Source organism: Flavobacterium aquidurense (assembly GCF_031458035.1).
In the GTDB taxonomy this organism is placed as follows: Bacteria; Bacteroidota; Bacteroidia; order Flavobacteriales; family Flavobacteriaceae; genus Flavobacterium; species Flavobacterium aquidurense_C.
Genome location: NZ_JAVDXR010000008.1, coordinates 1 through 18,477, shown reverse-complemented (window position 1 = coordinate 18,477; position 18,477 = coordinate 1). Strand labels below are relative to the sequence as shown.

Annotated in this window: 15 protein-coding genes and 1 tRNA gene; 7 read left to right on the top strand and 9 right to left on the bottom strand. The window is 33.3% G+C overall.

All coding sequences use genetic code 11. The annotated features are described in order from the left end of the window. Nucleotides 1–151: 151 nt before the first annotated feature. The gene (gene argS, locus J2X17_RS13480; protein ID WP_310298907.1) at nucleotides 152–1,930 is read right to left on the bottom strand and encodes an arginine--tRNA ligase; all 1,779 of its coding nucleotides are present in this window, start codon (nucleotides 1,928–1,930) and stop codon (nucleotides 152–154) included. Nucleotides 1,931–2,250: 320 nt separating this feature from the next. Between argS and J2X17_RS13475 the strand changes: the two genes are divergently transcribed. Beyond that, nucleotides 2,251–4,668, top strand: a complete 2,418-nt coding sequence (locus J2X17_RS13475) for a TonB-dependent receptor (RefSeq protein ID WP_310298904.1) — start codon at nucleotides 2,251–2,253, stop codon at nucleotides 4,666–4,668. A gap of 86 nt (nucleotides 4,669–4,754) precedes the next feature. Here the strand turns inward: J2X17_RS13475 and J2X17_RS13470 are convergent, their stop codons facing one another. The 3 genes from J2X17_RS13470 to J2X17_RS13460 all read right to left on the bottom strand — a co-directional run bounded on the left by J2X17_RS13470 (nucleotide 4,755) and on the right by J2X17_RS13460 (nucleotide 7,205). Next, nucleotides 4,755–5,426 carry a copper homeostasis protein CutC gene (locus tag J2X17_RS13470; protein WP_310298901.1) on the bottom strand — a complete coding sequence of 224 codons (672 nt, stop codon included), beginning with the start codon at nucleotides 5,424–5,426 and terminating at the stop codon, nucleotides 4,755–4,757. A 163-nt stretch (nucleotides 5,427–5,589) separates the two neighbouring features. Beyond that, nucleotides 5,590–5,862: a GIY-YIG nuclease family protein gene (locus J2X17_RS13465; protein ID WP_310298899.1), complete on the bottom strand. Its 273-nt coding sequence runs from the start codon at nucleotides 5,860–5,862 to the stop codon at nucleotides 5,590–5,592. A 335-nt stretch (nucleotides 5,863–6,197) separates the two neighbouring features. Beyond that, nucleotides 6,198–7,205, bottom strand: a complete 1,008-nt coding sequence (locus tag J2X17_RS13460; RefSeq protein WP_310298896.1) for a 3-oxoacyl-ACP synthase III family protein — start codon at nucleotides 7,203–7,205, stop codon at nucleotides 6,198–6,200. Between the two features lie 262 nt (nucleotides 7,206–7,467). Between J2X17_RS13460 and J2X17_RS13455 the strand changes: the two genes are divergently transcribed. Further along, entirely contained in the window at nucleotides 7,468–9,879 is a 2,412-nt protein-coding gene (locus J2X17_RS13455) for an alpha/beta hydrolase family protein (RefSeq protein ID WP_310298894.1), read from the top strand. Between the two features lie 106 nt (nucleotides 9,880–9,985). Here the strand turns inward: J2X17_RS13455 and J2X17_RS13450 are convergent, their stop codons facing one another. The 3 genes from J2X17_RS13450 to J2X17_RS13440 form a co-directional block, all read right to left on the bottom strand. Further along, entirely contained in the window at nucleotides 9,986–10,936 is a 951-nt protein-coding gene (locus tag J2X17_RS13450; RefSeq protein ID WP_310298891.1) for an ABC transporter ATP-binding protein, read from the bottom strand. A 106-nt stretch (nucleotides 10,937–11,042) separates the two neighbouring features. Next, nucleotides 11,043–11,738 carry a YiaD family glycine zipper/OmpA-like lipoprotein gene (locus J2X17_RS13445; RefSeq protein ID WP_310298890.1) on the bottom strand — a complete coding sequence of 232 codons (696 nt, stop codon included), beginning with the start codon at nucleotides 11,736–11,738 and terminating at the stop codon, nucleotides 11,043–11,045. Nucleotides 11,739–11,755: 17 nt separating this feature from the next. Next, nucleotides 11,756–12,259, bottom strand: a complete 504-nt coding sequence (locus tag J2X17_RS13440) for a lipocalin family protein (RefSeq protein ID WP_310298887.1) — start codon at nucleotides 12,257–12,259, stop codon at nucleotides 11,756–11,758. Nucleotides 12,260–12,461: 202 nt separating this feature from the next. Between J2X17_RS13440 and htpG the strand changes: the two genes are divergently transcribed. From htpG to J2X17_RS13415, 5 genes are all read left to right on the top strand, one after another. Next, complete coding sequence (gene htpG / locus J2X17_RS13435; RefSeq protein WP_310298884.1) at nucleotides 12,462–14,345, top strand: molecular chaperone HtpG; 1,884 nt, start codon at nucleotides 12,462–12,464, stop codon at nucleotides 14,343–14,345. A 194-nt stretch (nucleotides 14,346–14,539) separates the two neighbouring features. Beyond that, a complete protein-coding gene (locus J2X17_RS13430) occupies nucleotides 14,540–15,472 on the top strand; it encodes a thrombospondin type 3 repeat-containing protein (RefSeq protein ID WP_310298879.1) in 933 nt (310 codons plus the stop codon). Then, nucleotides 15,473–15,898, top strand: a complete 426-nt coding sequence (locus J2X17_RS13425; RefSeq protein WP_310298876.1) for a hypothetical protein — start codon at nucleotides 15,473–15,475, stop codon at nucleotides 15,896–15,898. A 99-nt stretch (nucleotides 15,899–15,997) separates the two neighbouring features. Further along, nucleotides 15,998–16,810, top strand: a complete 813-nt coding sequence (locus J2X17_RS13420; RefSeq protein WP_310298874.1) for a hypothetical protein — start codon at nucleotides 15,998–16,000, stop codon at nucleotides 16,808–16,810. Between the two features lie 135 nt (nucleotides 16,811–16,945). After that, nucleotides 16,946–17,659 carry a DUF4369 domain-containing protein gene (locus J2X17_RS13415; protein ID WP_310298871.1) on the top strand — a complete coding sequence of 238 codons (714 nt, stop codon included), beginning with the start codon at nucleotides 16,946–16,948 and terminating at the stop codon, nucleotides 17,657–17,659. 110 nt (nucleotides 17,660–17,769) lie between these two features. Here J2X17_RS13415 and J2X17_RS13410 read toward each other — a convergent pair whose 3' ends face one another. After that, nucleotides 17,770–18,225, bottom strand: a complete 456-nt coding sequence (locus J2X17_RS13410) for a hypothetical protein (protein ID WP_310298868.1) — start codon at nucleotides 18,223–18,225, stop codon at nucleotides 17,770–17,772. Between the two features lie 172 nt (nucleotides 18,226–18,397). Continuing rightward, nucleotides 18,398–18,471 (bottom strand) — tRNA-Thr (locus J2X17_RS13405). Between the last annotated feature and the right edge of the window lie 6 nt (nucleotides 18,472–18,477).

The following is an 18,477-nucleotide window of genomic DNA, read 5'->3' as shown; positions in this document are numbered from 1 at the left end:
TATACTTGCAAGGTAACTACCTCACACACACAAAAAAAACAATAACTACTTTAAAACAAATATGTTATGTTTTAAAATTTAAAAAATATTCATAAAAAAAAACCGATAGTAAAAACTATCGGCTTTTCTATTTTATATCATTTTTAGATATCTACATTCTCTCCGGAACTTCAATTCCTAATAATGTAAAAGCAGATTTTATAACTTCGGCTACTTTTTGAGAAAGCTGCACTCTAAAGATTTTCTTAGTCAAATCAACTTCGCCTAAAATATGAACTGATTGATAGAACGAATTATACTCTTTTACCAAATCATACGTGTAATTTGCGATCAAGGCAGGACTATGATTTTGTGCTGCATTCTGAATTACTTCCGGGAAAAGTTCGATTTGTTTTACCAATTCTTTTTCTTTTTCATGTATTTCTTCGATGGTAGTTTTTGCTGAAAAATCAAAATCAGCTTTACGAATAATCGATTGAATTCTCGCGTATGTATATTGTATAAATGGACCTGTATTACCAGCGAAATCAACTGATTCTTCCGGATTAAACAAAATACGTTTTTTAGGATCTACTTTTAAGATGTAATATTTTAAAGCTCCAAGACCAATTGTTTTGTACAATTTAGCTTTTTCTTCTGCAGAATAACTCTCTAATTTTCCTAAATCTTCAGAAATTTGCTGTGCGGTATCAGTCATATCCTGCATTAAATCATCAGCATCAACTACGGTTCCTTCACGGCTTTTCATTTTTCCGGAAGGCAAATCTACCATTCCGTATGATAAATGATAAAGACTTGAAGCCCAGTCAAAACCAAGTTTTTTCAGAATTAAGAATAAAACTTTAAAGTGATAATCCTGTTCGTTTCCTACCGTATAAACCATTCCACCAACATCTGGCATATCTTTTACACGCTGAATAGCTGTTCCAATATCCTGCGTCATATAAACTGCAGTTCCATCAGAACGCAATACGATTTTGCGGTCCAGACCTTCATCTGTCAAATCAATCCAAACTGAACCATCAGGATCTTTTTCAAAAACGCCGCTATCAAGACCTATCTGAACAACATCTTTTCCTAATAAATAAGTGTTGCTTTCGTAGTAATATTTATCAAAATTAACACCCAGATTAGTATAAGTTGTAGCAAAACCATCATAAACCCATTGGTTCATCATTTTCCAAAGCTCAATAACTTTCGCATCTCCAGCTTCCCATTTTTTAAGCATATCCTGAGCCTCCACAATAATTGGTGCTTGTTTTTTTGCTTCTTCTTCGGTTTTGCCAGCTTCTACTAATTGATTAATTTCGGCTTTGTAAGCTTTATCAAACTCAACATAATATTTACCAACTAATTTATCTCCTTTTAAATTTGAACTTTCCGGAGTTTCTCCATTTCCAAATTTTTCCCAAGCCAGCATCGATTTACAGATATGGATTCCGCGATCATTAATGATTTGAGTTTTATATACTTTTTTTCCAGAAGCTTTAATAATTTCAGCTACAGAATATCCTAATAAATTGTTACGAACGTGACCTAAATGCAGAGGCTTATTTGTATTTGGCGAAGAATACTCAACCATAATTGCCTTATCTTCCGGGTTTGGCGTTACATAACCAAATTTAGTATTGTCTTTTATTTCATTAAAGAAATTCAAATAATAACGATCTGCAATTACAATATTCAGGAAACCTGATACTACATTAAAACGTGCTACTTCTGCAACATTTTCTACTAAATAATTTCCGATTTTATTTCCTAATTCTACAGGATTGCTTTTCGTCAATTTTAGTAAAGGAAAAATTACCATTGTTATATCTCCTTCAAACTCTTTTCGGGTTGTTTGAAATTCGATTTTATCAACAGTAACATCAAATAATGCTTGTATTGCTTTTTGTATAGAAGGTGTAAGAATTTGTGATAATGACATGTAAACTTATTTTAAAGTGAGCAAAGATACTGCTTATTCATCAATTACAGAAAACGAAAAACATATAAAATCGAACAAAACACTTAGAATTTCTTAAAAAGTTAATTGTTTTGAATGTTAAAATTATCAAAAAATTAAAACACTAATCTTCTAAAAAACAGAACACATAACGACAAAAAACATTTTTTTTACTTTTTTTCTGTAACATATCAATAGTAAAAGAGTCTTAATAGGGACTTCGAATTCATTTTCAAGTCAAAATAATCTAACAAAATCAAAATAATCATCATCAATCAAATCAAAATAATCATTTATTAATTATGAAATTAAAATTCTTTCTGCTTGCATTACTGGGTGTAATGGCAACAGCACAGGCCCAAAATTCGGGAGCGGTTTCTGGAAAAATTACCGAAAAATCAAATAATGCACCTGTTTCTTATGCAACAGTTTCTATCAAAGAAAATGGAAAAGTGGTTACAGGGGTGAATACTGATGATAACGGGGATTTTACAATTAAAAATCTGGCATTAAAAAGTTATACTATCGAAATTCAATATATTGGATTTAGAAAGTATATTGGTTCTGTAATTTTAAGCGACAGCAAAAAGACTGCGACTTTAAACGTTGCTCTTGAAGAAGAAGCTACTCAACTTAAAGGTGTAAATATCGTGGCTGAACGCTCGACTATGGAACAAAAAATTGACCGAAAAGTAATTACCGTCGGAAAAGATTTGACAACTGCGGGAGCTTCTGCATCTGATATTATGAGCAATATTCCGTCAGTAAACGTAGATCAGGACGGAAAACTTTCACTTCGTGGAAACGATAACGTGCGTGTATTAATTGACGGAAGACCATCAAATATCGATCCTGCGCAATTGTTGAAACAAATTCCTTCAACTTCTATCAAAAAAATTGAGTTGATTACAAATCCAAGTGCAAAATACAATCCGGAAGGAATGTCTGGAATCATCAACATTATTTTGCATAAAAATGCGAACACTGGTTTCAATGGAACCTACAGTGGTGGTATTACTTTTGGAAAAACTGCAAAATACAACCAATCATTAGATTTGAATTATAAGACCGGAAAAGTAAATTTCTTTGGAAACGCAGGACAAAATTTTGGTACCTATTATAATGAAGGCCATATTATCAGATTGGACCAGGATATAAATCAAAACTTGGATATCTCAAACGATAATGATAATTATTTGTATAAAGTTGGTATGGATTACTTAATCAATGATAACAATACTTTATCTTTTTATACCAATCAAAATAAATCTACCGGAACCGGAATTGTACAAACAGATATTAATTATAATAATGGTGATCCAAACGTTTTAAACATCTATCAAAATTCTACATACCAAGGCCCAGGCACAACCGGAACTTACAATTTAGCCTACAAACATATCTTTAAAAAAGAAGGACATACTTTAGATTTTGAAGGAAACTATAGTGACACTAAAGAGATTCAAGATTCAAATTTTGACACGCAAACAACAAAACCTGACAACACGTCAAGTGCTATTGTATATGAGGATTTTATTAATGATAAAAGAAAACTTAGCACTTTAAACATTGATTATGTAAATCCGTTAAATGACAAAACAACGCTTGAAGCTGGAGCTGAAGCCAGAATCACGAGAACAAATAATGATTATAATACTGGCAATCCTTTAGTTGCTCCTGAAAACCAATTTTCTAACTACACTTATGATACTGATATTTATTCAGCTTACGTAACTTTTGGTCAGAAATTCAAAAAATTCAGTTACCAGGTCGGAACCCGTTTTGAAAGTTATAAAGTTGCTGCAAACTTAAATCATGGCCAAACAAAATTTGATGATGATTATATTACATTATATCCATCAGCTTATTTAACTTATAATTTAAATGAGAAAAACGTATTGCAATTAAGCTACAGCCGTCGTGTTGACCGCCCAAGTTTAGAGCAGACAAAACCAATTCGTGAGTTTTCTACTCCATTAGTAACTTCATACGGAAATCCGGAATTAAGACCTCAGTTTACAAACTCTGTAGAGGTAAATTATACTAAAACTCTTGAAAAAGGAAGTGTAACAGGGGGTGTCTTCGTACGAAGTATTAATGATCAAATCAGTAGAACTTTAAGCCCTGATCCAAATGATGAATCGGGTTATAAACAAATTTTGAGCTATACTAATTATGATAACAGCAGCTCTTATGGTTTTGATCTTTCGTTAAACTATAAGCTTACAAAGTGGTGGGATATCCAACCGTCTGTTGATTTTTCAAGTATAAATCAGCATGGTGTTGTATTTGTATATGATCCTGCAACAAAAACAAGTTCACCATTGGAGCGCAGTGTTACAACTTCAGCATTTAATGCGCGTATGAACTCGAATTTCAAGCCTACAAAACGTTTAAGCTTTTTATTATTCGGTTTTTACAGAGGACCTGTAGAAGAAATTCAACAACACAGAAATGAAATGTACAAAATAGACATTGGTTCACGTTATACATTATTAGATAACAAGATGAACATCAGTGTACGTTTCAATGACGTTTTCAATACTATGAAATATTCTTTTGACGGAATTTATCCTTATCCGCAAAGAGGACAGTTTAGCTGGGAAAGCCAAACGGTTTATTTAGGATTAACTTACAACTTTGGAGGAGCAAAAATCAAAAACCTTCAACGTAAACAAAGAGAAGATAACACTAACAAAGGTGGTGGTGGAATGTTTTAATCCCGCTTTTATTAGTAGATTTTAATAGTTCTTGTAGAAAAGAAAAGCCTGGAGTATGCCAACTCCAGGCTTTTCTTATTTATATTCTATAAAAAGTTTTTTAATTCTTTTATTTCTTCAGGATTTGCTATTTCTGTATTATCCGTGATTGCTGACGAATGATAAAAAGTTGGCTCTAATTTATCCTGCAATAATTTGATATTTGAAGACCTTAAACCTCCACCAGGCATAATTTCAATTCTTTCTTTAGCCCATTTTTGAATCTTTTCTAAAGCAAAGATTCCTTCTTCGACATTAATCTCCTGACCAGAAGTCAGAATGGTTTGAAAACCGCAGTCAATCACATCTTTAAGAGACTGTTTAACATCTTTCACAGCATCAAAAGCACGATGAAAAGTGCATGAAAGCGGCTGCGCTAAATTAACTAATTCTTTATTTCGCCTTTTATTGACACTTCCGTTATCTTTTAAAATTCCAAAAACAAAACCATCAACACCTAACTTTTTGAATTGCTTTATATCCTGTTTCATTTCCACAAATTCATCGTCAGTGTAAACAAAATCTCCTCCTCGAGGCCTAATGATAACATGCATTTTAATCGTTAATTTTTCGCGTACTCTGACCGCCAAAATAGTATTTGGAGTGGTACCGCCAAGCTGCATATTTTCGCACAATTCGATTCGATCGGCTCCATTTTCCTGAGCGATTAATGCCGATTCGTAATTGAAACAAGCTATTTCGAGTTGATTTTTTTTCATTGTTTATAAGAATAAAAGACTTTAAATTCTCTCAGCTTAATACTATATAATAACAAAATTATTAATTAAAACCGAGATGTCACCCTGAGCGAAGTCGAAGGCTAATTTACTACTAAACTTTCTTTTTATTAAAATTTTTATGCGATGTTTCGTTTAAGCATTCTCAAAGCTTTTTTAAATCTTCCCATTTATCATTTATTATCGCCTCTTTCTTTTTCCTGCTCCAGCCTTTTACTTGTTTTTCGAATGCTATGGCTTGATTTACATCATTAAACTCTGTCCAAAAAACCAAATCTAATGGTCTTTTATTAAAAGTATAACAGTCTTTATTTAAACCAAAATTATGCTCATTTAATCTTCTATCTATATTATTTGTTATTCCGGTGTAGTAACTATTATCCGAGCATTTTAAAATGTATACATAATATCTTTTCATCCTTTAATGTTTTAAAAAACACTTAAAAGTAAGAAAAATATTTCATTTGTAGGTTGGAATGTTTTTAATAGTCATTTGTCATTCTGAGCGGAGTTGAAGGCGTGTCAATTGGAGCCGGGCTTCGACTTCGCTCAGCCTGACAATATTGCAAAACATAACAAAATTATATCTTTTAGCCACGACTGTAATCCTGAGCGAAGTAGAAGACGTGCCAATTGGAGTCGGGCTTCGACTTCGCTCAGCCTGACATGCATTACGCTCAGCCTTTCAAAATAGACATAAAAAAAACCTGCTCCAAAATGAAGCAGGTTCTCAAATATAATTTTAAGGACGGACTACCATTTAATAATAGCACTTGCCCAAGTGAAACCACTTCCGAAGGCTGCTAAAACTACTGTATCTCCAGATTTGATTTTTCCTTGTTCCCAAGCTTCTGTCAAAGCAATCGGAATAGATGCTGCAGTTGTGTTTCCGTATTTCTGAATGTTATTATGCACCTGATCATCAGATAATCTGAATTTATTCTGAATGAATTGCGAGATTCTTAAATTCGCCTGATGCGGAATCAACATATCAATATCTGAAACCTGCAAACCATTTGCTTCTAAACCTTCATTGATTACCTCAGCAAAACGAACAACTGCATTTTTAAATACAAATTGTCCATTCATATATGGATAATAACTTTCGTCATTAGGATCATTGTCTGCAATTATATCAGTTACCCAACGCGCCCCCATTCCTGGTGCCTGCAAAGCTAGTTCTTCAGCATGCTGACCTTCTGAATGTAAATGTGTTGATAAAATTCCTTTTGACAAATCTTCTTCACGGCTCAAAACAGCTGCTCCTGCTCCATCTCCAAAAATTACCGAAACTCCGCGTCCACGGGTTGTCATGTCTAATCCGGTTGAATGAACTTCAGAACCAATTACCAAAATATTTTTATACATTCCGGTTTTAATATATTGATCTGCAACAGAAATTGCATAAACAAAACCAGAACATTGATTTCTAACATCTAACGCTCCAACTGTTCTTAATCCTAAATCACGTTGTACTAAAACTCCTGGTCCTGGGAAATAATAATCAGGACTTAATGTAGCAAAAACTACAAAATCAATATCTTCTTTGGCTACGCCAGAACGTTCTATTGCAATTTTAGCTGCTTTTACTCCCATTGAAGTTGTGGTGTCCTCTCCACGAATGATGTGTCTGCGCTCCTGAATTCCGGTTCTTTCCTGAATCCATTCGTCATTCGTTTCAATTAGCTTAGACAAATCATCGTTGGTCACAACATTTGAAGGAACATAATACCCTAAGCCCGCTATTTTTGAATGATACATATTCTTTTATTATTTGTTAAAAAATTGGATTACAAATTTACGTATACTTTAAAACATAAGCGTCCAAATTACTATTTTTTTCGTTATTAGCAATTTAATATAGTTCAATTATGCATTAGGTAACGTTCTTTTATTAAAGAAAAAACAGTTTTTACAGTAAAAACCTCAAAAGTATCAAAAGAGCGCAAACTTAGTGTAACATTATTTAAGTACTTTAGTCAAACATTCTGAATACCATTTTTAAACCAATAAAATTCTAATTATGAAATTAAAGGTTACACTATTACTATTCTTAAACGTAGGTTTCTTTGCATTTGCGCAAGAAAACTTAACTTATCAAAAACCATCTAAATCCATTTTAGATTTAGCTGATTATGAAAGGGCTCCGACGGTATCGATGGATACTAAAAAAGAATACATGTTATTTATGTATCGAAGCACTTATAAAACATTAGACGATTTAAATCAGGAGGAACTTCGTTTAGGAGGATTAAGAATTAATCCTATCACCAATATTTCAAGTACGGTAACCTATCTGAATAATTTAAAAGTTCGAAAAGTAAATGGAAAAGAGGAAATTCAGGTTGCAGGTTTACCTCAAAATCCTAAGATCAGTAATATCCTTTGGTCTCCAAACGATAAAAAAATATTGTTCTCACATACTACTGCTACAGGAGTTGAACTTTGGGTTTTGGATGTTGCATCGGCGAAAGCCACAAAACTTACAGAGGCAACTGTAAACGCTAATCTTGGCAATCCGTTTAGTTGGTTTTTAGATAATGAAACTATTTTGGTAAAGATGCTTCCTAAAGACAGAAAACCATTATTAGATTCTAAAAAAGACTTACCAACAGGACCGATTATCTCAAATACATCCGGGACAAAATCTCAGAACAGAACGTATCCTGATATGCTAAAAAATCAGAATGATGAAATCAACTTTGAGAACATTATTACATCAGAATTATACAAAGTAAATCTAAATGGAACTGCAACCTTATTTAAAGATGCGGCAATGTATTTTGGCGAAAAAATTTCTCCTGATGGAAATTATGTAATGCTGACTACGATTCAAAAACCATTTTCATACGTTGTTCCTTTATACAGGTTCCCTTCTAAAACTATTGTTTATGACGCAAGAGGAAAAGAAGTTAAAACGGTAAATGATGTTCCGTTAAACGAAGTGATTCCAAAAGGTTTCATGGCGGTTAGAAAAGGAAAAAGAGACATGGCCTGGAGAACGGATAAACCGGCAACTTTATATTATACCGTAGCTTTAGACGAGGGAGATCCTGCCAATAAAGTTGATTTTAGAGACGAAGTTTTTCTTTGGGACGCGCCTTTTACAAATGACGCAACTTCATTGGTAAAAACACCACAACGTTTTAGCAACATTACTTGGGGTAACGACCATATTGCAATGATTTCTGATGAGTGGTATGATACTCGTAACACTAAAACGTATGTAATAAATCCGTCAAATCCTGCTCAACAACCAAAAGTAATTACAGACAGAAATTCTCAGGACGTTTATTCAGATCCGGGTGTTTTTGAAACAAAGAAGAATGAATACAATAAATATGTTTTGGCTATCGAAAATGATAATGCTTACCGTATTGGAGATGGCTACACAAAAGAAGGCCAATTTCCTTTTATTGATGAATTCAATTTAAAAACATACCAGTCAAAACGCATATATACTTCTCCTTATAAGGATAAAAAAGAAGATTTATTAGAAATTGAAGATTTCAAATCTGGTAAAGTTTTAGTTCAGATTCAATCGAAAAATGAATATCCTAATTATTATTTCAGAAACATCAAAAAACAAAACAGCCTGACGCCAATAACCTCTTTCCAAAATCCATTTGAAAGCATTAAAAATGTCAGCAAAGAAGTAATCAAGTATAAACGTAAAGACGGTGTTGAACTTTCTGGAACTTTATATTTGCCTGCAGGTTACGATAAGGTAAAAAAAGAGAAATTACCTTTATTAATCTGGGCTTATCCTGCAGAATATAAAGACAAAAACAGCGCTGGCCAATCGACACAAAATTCGAACGAATTTACTTTTCCTTATTATGGATCTTTTGTGTATTGGGTAACGAAAGGATATGTAGTTTTAGACGATGCGGCTTTCCCAATTATTGGAGAAGGAACGACAGAGCCAAATGACAATTTCATTTCTCAGTTAGTAGATAATGCAGCTGCTGCAATTGATGCCGTTGACGCTTTGGGATATATTAACCGTAAAAAAGTTGCCGTTGGAGGACATTCTTATGGAGCATTTATGACTGCCAATTTATTGACACATTCTAATCTTTTTGCATGCGGAATTGCGAGAAGCGGTGCTTATAACAGAACACTGACTCCATTCGGATTCCAAACTGAACAAAGAAATTATTGGGAAGTTCCGGAAGTTTACAATACAATGTCTCCCTTTATGAATGCGGACAAAATGAAGACGCCAATTTTATTGGTTCACGGTGAAGCTGATAATAATCCTGGAACTTTTACTTTGCAGACAGAACGCTACTTCCAGGCTTTAAAAGGTTTAGGAGCTAATGCAAGAATGGTAATTTTGCCCAAAGAAGCTCATAGTTATGTTGCCAAAGAAAACATTCTACACTTACTTTGGGAACAAGATCAGTTTTTAGAGAAGTACTTAAAAAACTAGATTAAAATTTTAAAATAAAAAACCCGACAGCTTCGAAAACTGTTGGGTTTATTGTTTTTATAAGGTAAAGCGAATTATCTAATTATCAAATTGACACATTTTCTAATTAAAGATAATTTAAGCCTAAGAAAATTTCCTGCTCCAGCGGCAAATCAATTTCACTTTCAAAAAAGATTAATTGTCTTTTATAAACTGTTTCAATCAAATAATGATTTCCTCTGAAATAAGTTCGTCTAATTTTAACCGGTAATTTCGATTCCGAAAGCATTTTCAACTGATGCGGATACACTAATGTTTTGTGCGTTTCATCTTCGTAATCCAGCAATAAATGAGTTGGTATTTCATTTACTTCACCAAATAATGAAGCTACATATTTAGTCTGAGGATCTTCGTAAATTTTTGTGGGATTATCTTTTACTATAATTTCTCCATTTCGCATTACTATGGTTTCATCAGCAAACGATAAAGCATCTGTACTATCATGTGTTGCGATGATACAGGTAATTCCCTTTTGCCTTAAATATCGGAACAAATTTCGGCGTAAAGCATTTTTACGAAAAGCGTCAATTTGACTAAAAGGTTCATCCAGCAAAATAACTTCCGGTTCTAGAGCCAAAACTCTGACCAAAGCTACTCTTTGTTGTTGTCCTCCACTTAAAAATTTAGTCTTTACATTAGAGAATTGTTCCATTTCTACCATTTCCAACAATTCCTGAACACGAAGTTTTTTCATGTTTGCAAAACCGTTAGAAAGAAATTTTCCAACATTTTCAGCAACTGTCTCATATGGTGACAAATCAAAATCCTGAGCCAAATATTTCATATAAGGCATTCCCGGAATAAGATTATATTTTGGACCTAAAACAGGTTTTTCATTGTAAAAAATCTTGCCTTCGTCTAAATCATACAAACCGTACATTAATTTAAGCAGCGTACTTTTTCCGCAGCCGCTTTCGCCAATAATAGCAATGTTTTCACCTTTGTTAATAGTAAAAGAAACGTTTTTAATAACGGGTTTATCGGTATACGAAAAAGAAATATTCTGGATGTCGAGCATGGGTTATAATTGAAAGGCCAAATTTACAATGTTTAAGTTCTAAAGTCAAAAAAAAAGCTGCTTCAATTAAGAAACAGCTTTCAAGAATTTTTATTGCTTTTTGAAACTATTTAGCAGCTTCAGTTTTTGCATCATTTACCATTTTGTCATTTGCAGTAATTGCAAATTCAACACGACGGTTTTGAGTTCTTCCTTCCGGAGTATCATTTGTTGCAATTGGATCAGCAATTCCTAAACCTGAAGTTTTGAAACGGCTCGATTTTAATCCTTTAGCAACTAAATATGCTTGCACAGATGCAGCTCTTTGTCCTGAAAGTGTTAAATTATACTCTGGTTTTCCAGTATTATCTGTGTATCCGAAAATTTCGATATTAGTATCTCCGTATTCAGTAAATACAGGAATTAATTTATCTAAATTAGCTTTAGCCTGTGGCGTCAAAGTTGATTTATTTGTATCAAAGCGAACCGCGTTTTCGTTCAAAGTCAAGTGAATTCCTTCACCTACTCTTTCAACATCAGCACCAGGTAAAGCCTGATCGATTTCGCGAGCTTGTTTATCCATTTTGTTTCCAATAAGTGCTCCGGTTCCACCACCTACGGCAGCACCAATTGCAGCACCTAAAGCAGCGTTTCCGCCTTTTCCTAAATTATTTCCTAAAATACCACCAATAAGACCTCCGGCAACTACACCGATTCCCGCGCCTTTTTGTGTATTATTTGCATTTTTTACTGAATCACAGCTTGCAAAAAAACTAACCAATACGAGTAAACTACTCAAACTTAATGCTGTTATCTTTCTCATTTTATATATTTTTAATATTAATTAGCTCTTTGAAATTGGTAAGTAACATCTTTCGTTTGTCCACCCACATTAATGCTATCTATCAACTCAAAAGAGTTATCAGTCACTCCGGCAACTTTTAATAAATAACCTTCTTTTACATTTTTCGATTTAGTTCCCGGATTAACAATCTTCAGTACAAAAAGTCCCTGATTGTTGATACTCCAGACAATTGGCGAAGTAAAAGCAGTACAACTTGGAGCATTTAAAGTCATATTACCTTTATTATTATTTGAAATAAAGCTCCATGTGCTTCCAATAAAACACTTAGAATCAGCAAGATCAAATGAAGTTACTTTAATATAATCTGAACCCGGATAAGATACATTAGTTAATACCCAATTACCTTTAAGGGCTACTTGAGTCGATTTGTCAAGTTTAGTGGAAAGCGTTGTCGCTTCTGTCGAAGCTGGCGTAGACGAAGCTGATTTACATGCGAATAACATCGTGGCTATCATGCAAATGAAAATAATTTTCTTCATTTTGAACATTTTTAAGTTTATACTTACAGGTTTTTAACAATTATTATACCACAAATATACAATTCATTAAAATATTTAATGTTGCAAAATCTAATTATTTTCTTTCACAATTAACACTTCGGTCATTTTGTCACCCAAAATACAATTGGTATTCTATTTGAAGGAATGGTAATCATCTCATTAAACTAAAAAATTTAAAAATATGACAACAGGTAAAATTAATGTTTCAGTAGAAAACATCTTTCCCTTAATCAAAAAGTTCTTGTATAGCGATCACGAAATTTTCTTGCGTGAGCTTGTATCAAACGGAACCGATGCTACTTTAAAATTAAAACACCTTATTAGCATTGGAGAAGCTAAAGTTGAATACGGAAATCCCGTTATTGAAATTAAAGTGGATAAAGAAGGAAAAAAAATCCACATTATTGACCAGGGTTTAGGAATGACGGCTGATGAAGTAGAAAAATACATCAATCAGGTTGCTTTTTCAGGAGCTGAGGAATTTCTTGACAAGTACAAAGATTCTGCTAAAGATTCTGGTATTATTGGTCATTTTGGTCTTGGTTTTTATTCTGCTTTTATGGTGGCTGAGAAAGTAGAAATTATTACAAAATCATACAAAGACGAACCAGCTGCACACTGGACATGTGACGGTAGCCCTGAATTTACTTTAGAGCCGGCTGACAAAACTTCACGTGGTACTGAAATTATACTTCACGTTGCTGAAGATTCTCTTGAATTTTTAGAAGATTCTAAAATCGCCGGATTATTGAATAAGTACAACAAGTTTATGCCTATTCCAATTAAATTCGGAACAAAAACAGAAACACTTCCAAAACCGGAAGATGCTCCTGAGGACTACGTGAACGAAACTGTAGAAATTGACAACATCATCAACAACCCGAATCCGGCATGGACAAAACAGCCAACTGAATTATCTGATGAAGATTATAAAAGCTTCTACAGAGAATTGTACCCAATGCAATTTGAAGAGCCGTTATTCAACATTCATTTAAATGTAGATTATCCGTTTAACTTAACCGGAATTTTGTATTTCCCTAAGTTAGGTTCAGATATGCAAATTCAGAAAGATAAAATTCAATTGTACCAAAACCAGGTTTACGTTACTGATAACGTAGAAGGAATTGTACCAGAATTTTTGACAATGTTAAAAGGAGTTATCGATTCACCAGACATTCCATTGAACGTTTCTCGTTCAGGTTTGCAGGCTGATGGAGCGGTGAAGAAAATCTCGAACTACATTACGCGTAAAGTTGCCGATAAACTAAAAGCTTTGTTCAATGAAAATCGTGCTGATTTTGAAGCAAAATGGAACGATATTAAAATTGTTTTAGAGTATGGAATGCTTTCTGAAGATAAATTCTACGAAAAAGCGGGTGCTTTTGTATTGTACCCAACTGTAGATGATACTTATTTTACTTTAGAAGAATTAAAAGAGAAATTAAAAGAAAACCAAACCGATAAAGACGGAAAACTGGTAGTTCTTTATGCTGGAAATAAAGATGCACAACACTCTTATATTGAAACAGCAAAAGAAAAAGGATACGAAGTATTACTTTTAGATTCTCCGATTATCTCGCACTTGATTCAAAAAATTGAAGGCGACAATAAAGATGTAACTTTCGTTCGTGTTGATTCTGATCATATTGATAATTTAATCAAAAAAGACGAAAACACGATTTCTAAATTATCTGATGAAGAAAAAGAAACTTTAAAAACTTCACTGGAAGCTTATATTCCAAAAGCATATTCAGTTCAACTGGAAGCTATGGACAGTCAGGCGGCTCCATTTATCATCACGCAGCCAGAATTCATGCGTAGAATGAAAGAAATGAGTCAGTCAGGCGGTGGCGGAATGTTCGGAATGGGAAATATGCCGGAAATGTACAATTTGGTTGTAAATACAAATTCTGATTTGGCCACAAGTATCTTGAATACTGAAGACAAAACACATCAGGAACACTTGGTAAAACAAGCTTTAGACTTAGCTAAATTATCGCAAAACCTATTAAAAGGTGAAGCTTTAACTGCTTTTGTAAAAAGAAGTTTTGAGATGATCAAATAAGATTTAAAAAAAAAAATCTAAAATTCAAATCCCGTAAGTTCAAACTTGCGGGATTTTTTTTGTTCCAAAATTTGAAATCTAATATTCTCAAAACACTGAAAAACAATATTTTATATCAATCATGTTAATTTTTTATATAACTTTATCTTTCCAAAGAAACCAAAAACGGAACCTACAGGATAAAAGCAAAATACATGAAGAGAGTAATACTCCTGATTATTTCCTGTTTCGTTATTTCTTGCGTTTCAAAAAAAGAATTTAACACCAAAGAACAACAAGTTGTTTCTTTACAAAAACAGTTGGACAGCATTCAAAAATTTGGATTGCTCGATACTGATGGCGATGGTGTAATTGACAAATACGACATGTGTCCAACGGACAAAGCTGAAATATTAGGAAACGGCTGCCCTGATCAAGATCAAGATGGAGTTTCAGATTTAGAAGATGCATGCCCCAATGAAGAGGGTCTAAAATCAAACAGAGGCTGCCCTGAAAGATCACCTACCTACGTACAAAGTTCATTACCGGAGCATATTATTTACTTCCAAAAATTATATCCAACCAGAACGGTTTTTTTACATTCATTTTTCAAAACAGGAACTCCATTAAAAGAAGTCAACACACAATTAGTGGCCGTTATAGAAAAGAAGCTAAAAATAACTTTTGGCGATTACAAATACTTTTACATCGGTAATGGCAACTATGCAATTGTTACCAGAAAAGAATGCATCACCAAAGATGGAAAAACGATCAATCTGGAAAAATGCACGCCAGACAAAAGTTGTTCCTGGTATGAATTATCTTGTGTAGAAGAAGGATATTCTAGATTCTACCTCTTTTTAATTACCAAAGATATTCTGGGCGATAACTCGGCAGGATTTGAAGAAAAAGAATTTAAACGTCTTTTTGAAACAGATGCTTTAAAACCTAATTGGAAATCTATTCCTGAAATCAACAAACTCCTTTCAAACACTAACAACAAACTTACCGAGGATTATTCGATAGCTGTAAAACTCTTCGAAATAAAAAAAGAAGGACAAATGGGAGATCCTGAAATACTGGTCGATCCTACTTATGAGTTTGAAAAACAAATCAAAAGCAAATTTCAACCTAATACTGCTCACTAAATGACATTTTTTATCGCACAAAAACGATTAATAAAATTATGGTTCATCTGGACGATGTTCTTAGTAATTTTTGTTAGCTACCATATTCAGTTCGGTATTTTCTTTACAATTCCTAAAGAAGTTATGGTTTGGTTTGCCAAATATCTCGCTTCCATCTTTGCATTGATATTAGGCAGTACATTTTTCAGCCAAAAGCTGTTTGTAGAGGAACTCAACGATAAAATATACTTTTATCTCGCTATTGGCACATCCATAATTTATTTGGCATTTATTACAGTCGTTTTAGTAGTTATCCCGCGCAACAAGCACTTCGATTCTAAAGAACTCTATATTGCACAATTAGACAATATGAGTTTAGTTCTTAACTTCTTGCTGCCAATATTAACAGGAGTTCTGGGGTACTTTTTCTACAAAAGCAAAAAGTAAAAAATGCCTTAGTGCAGCTCATCGATTTTTTTTTATTCTAGTTTATTTTTTTTATTACATTTGGATGCCTTTTAATCTAACCTTAAATAAAAAACTACTATGAAAAAAACAGCTTTTTTACTTCTAAGTATTTGTGCTACAGCATTAATCTACGTTTCATGTTCAAAAGATGATGTTATCAATCAAACTGACCCTACTGCTGTTGGTGCTTCTGTCGCAATTGATGCTGCGAATCAAATGGATATTAATACGGGATTGTTAGTCGCAAATAGTGCTGCGACAGCAAAATCAGCTGCAAACGTAAGCGGAATTTGCGCTACAATTACGGTTTCAGGAACTACCTATCCTAAGGTATTCACAGTTGACTATGGAACTGCTGGTTGTGCAGACAATCAATTGACAAGAAAAGGAAAACTAAAAATTACACTTTCAGGCCCAGTCATCACAACCGGTAGCAAATTGACAATTGAAAGAATCGATTATTCAATTAACGGAATAAAACTTGAGGGAACAATTGAATACACAAATACTACCACTGTTGCAACTGTACCACAATGGACCAGAAAAGTAACGAACGGTAAATTTACAGATTTGCAGGGAAGAGTTTATACCAATTCAGGAACTCACACCGTAAAACAAACGGCTGGTGTTGACACTCCTTATGTTCTAGAAGACAATGTTTACGAAATGACTGAAGGAAATCATACTGTAACTACAGAAAAAGGTGCTACTTTAACATTGACAGTTCAGGAAACATTAGTTAAGAAATATTCATGTACTTATATTTCCAAAGGAAAACTAAAAGTGGAAGGCGGATTCCTGAAAGGAGTTGTTGACTACGGAAATAATGATTGCGACAATAAATTTACATACACGCATGAGACCGGCGTAAGCTACAACTTAGAAATGTAAAAGTCTCATTTTTATAAAAATATAAAAGTCCCAATTTAGAAATAGATTGGGACTTTTATTTTTTATTAAAATTTAAAGTACGAATCATTACTTTCAAACTATTTTCTTTATTTTGCACCCAAAATCTAAAAACCAATGAAAAAATCAATTATTGCCTTTGTTACACTTGCACTACTAGCATCATGTAGCAAAAAAGAATCAACCGACAGTTTACACATTACTGGAAACATAAAAGGATTAAAAAACGGAACTTTATATATACAAAGAATTGTTGATACGTCTTTAGTTGCTATTGACAGTATTAAAATTGATGGCAATTCAGCTTTTGAAAGCGATATCAAACTAGAATCTCCAGAAATGCTTTATCTATTCCTAGATCGAGGTGTAAGCAACTCAATGGATAACAATATTTTATTCTTTGCTGAACCTGGAAACATTAACATAGATACCAATTTAGATAATTTTATTTCAAGTGCAAAAATCACAGGATCTAAAAATCAGGAATTATACGAAGAATACAGAAAAATAAATTCTCGTTTTAATGATGAAAACCTTTCTATGGTTGAATCGAAATTTAACGCTATAAAAAGACAGGATCAAAAAGCAATCGATAGTATTGATGCCAGACAACAATCAAATATAAAAAGAAAATATTTGTTCGCTACTAATTTTGCAATCAACAATAAAGATCATGAAATAGCACCTTATATTGCTTTGGCTGAAATCTATGATATCAACATTAAATTTCTTGATACTATTCAAAAATCAATGACTCCAAAAGTGGCACAATCTCTTTACGGGAAAAAGCTAACAAAATATGTTGCTGACATTAAAAAGACAGAAAAATAGTTTTGTATTTAAAGAATAAAAAAACGTCCTGAAATTATCAGGACGTTTTTGTTTATATGAGTTGCCAAACTTAAATTTCAAACTGTAACTAAGCAGGTTTGATTCTCAAGTTATCTCAATAGAGTTCCCAAAATTCCTAGAACAAGTAGTAACACATAAAAGCCTAAAACAACAAGAGTAGTTATGCCAATAAACTTATAGTGTGATTTAAGATAAGATAAAGAATTGGTTAAGGCTTCTGAATCATTATCTCTAAACGCGGCTTTTGTATTTGTTGCAAACTTATACAAATAATAAACCGGAAAGAAATAAAGTGCGGCTATAAAAAAGTACAGAATGCTAAACACTAATCCGAATGAGCCTCCCGCTGCTCCCATTCCCGGGACCATACTGCCCATCATTGCTAAAAAGGTTCCTGCAAAAACCGCAATAACTACTAAAAAAGCAATTGCAACAAAACCTAAAATAGACAAAAAGTACGCCCATTTAGCAGTTTCTCTTAAAAAGTCTTTTGCAGAGTAATCGAGCTGCAACTCAAATTTTTCAAACACTGAAGTTTCTTCCATTTGTAATAATTTTTCTGGTTATGAAACAAACATAAGAAAAATATTTCAAAACAAACAAAGTTCCAAATTTTTAAATTCCAAATTCCAATACTCAAAGTTTGAATTTGGAATTTTATCTTTTGGAATTTTTACAAAAAAAAACCACCACTAAAAAAGTGATGGTTTTATGTTGAGCCGGCGGAGGGACTCGAACCCACGACCTGCTGATTACAAATCAGCTGCTCTAGCCAACTGAGCTACGCTGGCGACTCA

What these genes read in the sequence shown, in the direction of transcription:
- argS (WP_310298907.1), bottom strand. Translation starts at nt 1,930, where the DNA reads ATGTCATTATCACAAATTCTTACACCTTCTATACAAAAAGCAATACAA.
- J2X17_RS13475 (WP_310298904.1), top strand. Translation starts at nt 2,251, where the DNA reads ATGAAATTAAAATTCTTTCTGCTTGCATTACTGGGTGTAATGGCAACA.
- J2X17_RS13470 (WP_310298901.1), bottom strand. Translation starts at nt 5,426, where the DNA reads ATGAAAAAAAATCAACTCGAAATAGCTTGTTTCAATTACGAATCGGCA.
- J2X17_RS13465 (WP_310298899.1), bottom strand. Translation starts at nt 5,862, where the DNA reads ATGAAAAGATATTATGTATACATTTTAAAATGCTCGGATAATAGTTAC.
- J2X17_RS13460 (WP_310298896.1), bottom strand. Translation starts at nt 7,205, where the DNA reads ATGTATCATTCAAAAATAGCGGGCTTAGGGTATTATGTTCCTTCAAAT.
- J2X17_RS13455 (WP_310298894.1), top strand. Translation starts at nt 7,468, where the DNA reads ATGAAATTAAAGGTTACACTATTACTATTCTTAAACGTAGGTTTCTTT.
- J2X17_RS13450 (WP_310298891.1), bottom strand. Translation starts at nt 10,936, where the DNA reads ATGCTCGACATCCAGAATATTTCTTTTTCGTATACCGATAAACCCGTT.
- J2X17_RS13445 (WP_310298890.1), bottom strand. Translation starts at nt 11,738, where the DNA reads ATGAGAAAGATAACAGCATTAAGTTTGAGTAGTTTACTCGTATTGGTT.
- J2X17_RS13440 (WP_310298887.1), bottom strand. Translation starts at nt 12,259, where the DNA reads ATGAAGAAAATTATTTTCATTTGCATGATAGCCACGATGTTATTCGCA.
- htpG (WP_310298884.1), top strand. Translation starts at nt 12,462, where the DNA reads ATGACAACAGGTAAAATTAATGTTTCAGTAGAAAACATCTTTCCCTTA.
- J2X17_RS13430 (WP_310298879.1), top strand. Translation starts at nt 14,540, where the DNA reads ATGAAGAGAGTAATACTCCTGATTATTTCCTGTTTCGTTATTTCTTGC.
- J2X17_RS13425 (WP_310298876.1), top strand. Translation starts at nt 15,473, where the DNA reads ATGACATTTTTTATCGCACAAAAACGATTAATAAAATTATGGTTCATC.
- J2X17_RS13420 (WP_310298874.1), top strand. Translation starts at nt 15,998, where the DNA reads ATGAAAAAAACAGCTTTTTTACTTCTAAGTATTTGTGCTACAGCATTA.
- J2X17_RS13415 (WP_310298871.1), top strand. Translation starts at nt 16,946, where the DNA reads ATGAAAAAATCAATTATTGCCTTTGTTACACTTGCACTACTAGCATCA.
- J2X17_RS13410 (WP_310298868.1), bottom strand. Translation starts at nt 18,225, where the DNA reads ATGGAAGAAACTTCAGTGTTTGAAAAATTTGAGTTGCAGCTCGATTAC.